Origin of the sequence: Propionivibrio sp. (genome assembly GCF_049316945.1) — a bacterium.
In the GTDB taxonomy this organism is placed as follows: domain Bacteria; phylum Pseudomonadota; class Gammaproteobacteria; order Burkholderiales; family Rhodocyclaceae; genus Propionivibrio.
Genome location: NZ_JBMOJE010000242.1, coordinates 1 through 4,049, shown reverse-complemented (window position 1 = coordinate 4,049; position 4,049 = coordinate 1). Strand labels below are relative to the sequence as shown.

Sequence of the window (4,049 nt, the reverse complement as noted above, 5' to 3'; positions counted from 1 at the left end):
GAGTGTAAACATGCCTTGGCAACAAAAACTTTTTATTATATTTTTCGACCAAAAACACAAAAATATTTTACGCACTGCCATTGACCGTTTCCTGCTCGGCCTAATTGCCATCAATATACTGGCACTATGGCCGATGACACTGGACCCGGCCTTTCGCCAGTATGCTGAAATGGTTAGCCAACTCAGCACGGTTTCCTATGTCATCTTCGGAATTGAATATGTGTTGCGTCTGCTGGCCTGCGCCGGCGATGCCAAATACAGCGGCAAGCGTTTCCCCGTTCTGACGTATGTTGTCAGCTTTGCTGGGTTGGCCGATTTACTGGTGCTGTTGCCTTACCTGTTGGGTCTGAATTTGGATTTGCGTATCCTTAAGCTGGTGCGGGCCATGCAGATCACCGGTGCCTTGACCGCACTGACCGATGCTTATGCGGCGTTCAGGGAAAACAACCGGGGGCAGCCAGTGCGCAAGCAACTTTATGCGTTGCTTCATCCAACGCCCACTTCCGGCAACTTGCAGGCTTATATCGATAACTTCCTGATGTTCATGGTGCTTCTGTCGGTGGTTATGATCGTTCTGGAGTCCGTGGTATCTCTTGAGTTGAAATTTGGTCGAGAATTTTTTATTCTTGATATTCTGGCGGTTTCTGTCTTTACGCTTGAATATATCATTCGGATATATATTGTGCCGGAAGACCCAGAATATGCGTCCATGCGTGCCGGGCGTTTGCGATTCGTCATATCTTATTCAGCCATGATTGACCTGATCGCCATTGCGCCTTTTTTCCTGGCACCTTTTGTCGGCCATCTCGTCGATTTGCGATTCATGCGAATCTTCCGTCTGGTACGGATACTCAAGCTGACGCGCTACACCAGTTCGCTTGGTACGTTGCGGAAAGTTTTCGTGCGGGAGGCACCGATCTTGGGCGCAGCAGGTTTCCTGATGTTGCTTCTGGTGATGCTTGCCGCCAGTTTGGGTTATTTGTTCGAGCATGCAGCCCAGCCCGACAAGTTCGAGAATATTCCACAGTCTATCTATTGGGCCGTGGTGACGCTGGCCAGCGTGGGTTATGGCGATATTTCACCGGTAACACCCATGGGTCGGTTAATGACCATCGTCATGGCTATCGTCGGGTTAGGAATATTTGCGTTGCCTGCGGGTGTACTTTCTGCGGCATTTTCAGATCAATTACACCTTGATCGTGAACGGCTCAATCGCATGGTGGATGATGCACTTAATGACGACATTTTGACCGATGAGGAAATGGTCATGATCACGGCTGAGGCCAAGCGCCTGCATCTGCAAGGGGATGAAGTTGATCACCTCATCAAAAACGGCAATCGTAAGCGTGGCGTGAATGATCGCAGAAAAGGTGCTGACAAGTCGGCATCCGTTGCATCACCACCGCCATTGGCCATTGGTGCAAGTAAGACGGGTGAGTTGATCGATTGGAAACAAAATCCTGAATTGGCGTTTATGCAATTGAGTCAGTTGATCAGTAGCGCAAAACTGGTTATCGCTGCATCGGATATTGAACAAGTCAAAATTTATTTTGACGACCCTTCACGATCTCCCGATCACCATCGCCAGATATTCTCCAAATTGATAGAACAGTCTCAGCGGCTCCCTTAAACTTTGTATCCTCTCAAAAATCACAGGAATTTAATATGTCAGATCATGGATTTCATGTACACGGCCCACACGACCACGAACTAGAACACGCTCAAATGAGTGGTCATGGCGATAACAGTACCAATAAAATTGCACTTTTTACCGCCGTCGTCGCCACGGTTGGCTCCGTGTTTGGCTACATGGGGGGTGCCACCCAGGCTGATGCCGGTATGTTCAAGAACAACGCCGCCATCAAGAAAACAGAAGCCTCCAACCAGTGGAATTACTTTCAGTCCAAGAGTACCAAACAGTCCCTGGCCGAACTGGCCCGTGACCTGTCCCCGAATGATAAAAAGCCCCTTTATCAAGCCAAGATGGACCGCTACGAAAAAGAAAAAACCGACATCAAGGTGGTAGCCGACAAGCTTGAGGCGGATGCCACCGATTGGGACCAGCGCAGCGATACAAAAATACACCAGCATCACCGTTGGGCGCAATCCACCACGGTATTGTCGGTGTCGATCGCCATGGCGGCCATTGCCCTGCTGACCAAAAAGAAGTGGCTGGTCACTGTCATGTATGTTTCAGGTGGCATCGGTTTGGTGGTTGGCGTACTTGCAGCACTGCATATTTGATGGAACCGAAGGGGAAGTTGTGATGTCTAACGTCAGATTTCCTCGAAAGTTATCCATGTATCGCAAGAAGTTGACCCAATACGGACTGCTTTTCTCGCTGCTGCTGATTAGCCTGGCACAGGCGCAAACGCCACCTGATGCCGGCATGCTGCGCCAGCAGATCGAGCAGGGCTTGCCACCCCTGATGCCGCGACCGGCACCGCTTGAACGGCCGGCACCCCCGCCCGCCATGCAAGCCTTGCCCGGCGACCTGATGGTGCGCGAGTTTCGTTTTGTCGGCAATACGCTCATCAAAACCGAGCTGCTCCAGCCAGCGGTGGCCGACTGGCTCAACCGTCCGCTCAACTTCAACCAGCTTCAAGCCGCCGCCGCAGCCGTCGCCCAAGTCTATCGGGATGCCGGCTGGATTGTCCGCGCCTACCTGCCGCAGCAGGAAATCGTCGGTGGCATCGTGACCATCCAGATCGTCGAAGCCTTGTTCGGTAGCGTTCACTTTGAGTCCGGTGCCGTTCAGCGCATCAGCCAGGACAGACTGCAAAAAGGGCTGGCAAAGACCCAAACGCCAGGCCAGCCAATCAATGCCGAAGCACTCGACCGCAGCTTGCTGCTGTTGAGCGACCTGCCAGGCGTGACGGTTGCCGGCAGCCTGCGCGAAGGTGCGCGCCAGGGCGAGTCCGATGTCGTGCTGAAGGTGGCGGACAAACCCCTACTCGCTGGCGATGCCGCCATCGACAACACCGGGTCGCCGTCAACCGGCAAAGTCCGCCTCAGCGCCAATCTGGCACTCAATAGCCCGTTTGCTTTTGCCGATCAAGGCAATCTGAATTTTTTGCACACCGAGGGCAGCGACTACCTGCGGCTGGCTTATTCGATACCGCTGGGTTACGACGGCTGGCGCATGGGCATCAACACCTCCGATATGCGCTACAAGCTGATCAGCCCGGCTTTTGCTGCCTTGAATGGCTTTGGCAGTTCTGCCACATCGGGCCTTGACTCCAGCTATCCGATTTACCGCTCACGCCTGAGCAACCTTTATTTCAACGCGACGCTGGACCACAAAAGCTTTGACAACAGCTCGGCTGGAGCCACCACAACACGGTATCAGTTGACCACCGCTTCGGCCGGCATCAGCGGCAATCTGACAGACACGCTAGGCGCTGGCGGAACCAGCAACGCCAGCCTGACGCTCACCGGCGGCCGGGTCAACCTTGACGGCTCGCCCAACCAGGGGGCCGATGCCAAAAGCACCCAGACCGCCGGCCAGTTCAGCAAGCTGCGTTACGCCGCCAGCCGCCTGCAGACGCTCTCCGAGAGCCTGACATTCAACGCCAATCTCACCGGCCAGATTGCCAGCAAAAACCTTGATTCGGGTGAACGCTTTTACCTGGGCGGCTCAGGCGGTGTTCGCGCCTACCCAGGCAGTGAAGGCGGCGGCTCGGAAGGCATGATGGCAAATCTTGAATTGCGCTGGCGGCTGGTCAATGGCTTCAACCTGACCGGCTTTTACGACTGGGGCAGCGTCACGGTCAATCGGAACAATGATTTTGTCGGTTTTGCGCCCCTCAATCGCTTGAGCCTCCAGGGCGGCGGGCTGGTACTTGGCTGGCAGGGTGAAAGCGGCTTCAATCTCAGACTGGTCTGGGCGCGTCGCATTGGCGACAACCCAAACCCGACCAGCACCGGCAACGATCAGGATGGCACACTGATTCGAGATCGTTTTTGGCTGAATGCAAGTCTGCCGTTCTAGCTGATAAGGCCATGCCATGAACCGTCGCTATCGCCTGCTCTGGAATGAAATTGCCCAA

General features: G+C 54.1%; 3 protein-coding genes. All 3 read left to right on the top strand.

Annotated elements, in window-relative coordinates; all coding sequences use genetic code 11:
* Nucleotides 1–1,630, top strand: a 1,630-nt coding sequence (locus ACOYNV_RS26245; RefSeq protein WP_422902766.1) for an ion transporter, incomplete at its 5' end; no start/stop codon positions are given.
* 35 nt (nucleotides 1,631–1,665) lie between these two features.
* Nucleotides 1,666–2,244 (top strand): DUF4337 domain-containing protein, encoded by a 579-nt coding sequence (locus tag ACOYNV_RS26240; RefSeq protein WP_422902765.1) that lies wholly within the window; start codon nucleotides 1,666–1,668, stop codon nucleotides 2,242–2,244.
* 22 nt (nucleotides 2,245–2,266) lie between these two features.
* Nucleotides 2,267–3,991 carry a ShlB/FhaC/HecB family hemolysin secretion/activation protein gene (locus ACOYNV_RS26235; protein WP_422902764.1) on the top strand — a complete coding sequence of 575 codons (1,725 nt, stop codon included), beginning with the start codon at nucleotides 2,267–2,269 and terminating at the stop codon, nucleotides 3,989–3,991.
* Nucleotides 3,992–4,049: the final 58 nt, after the last annotated feature.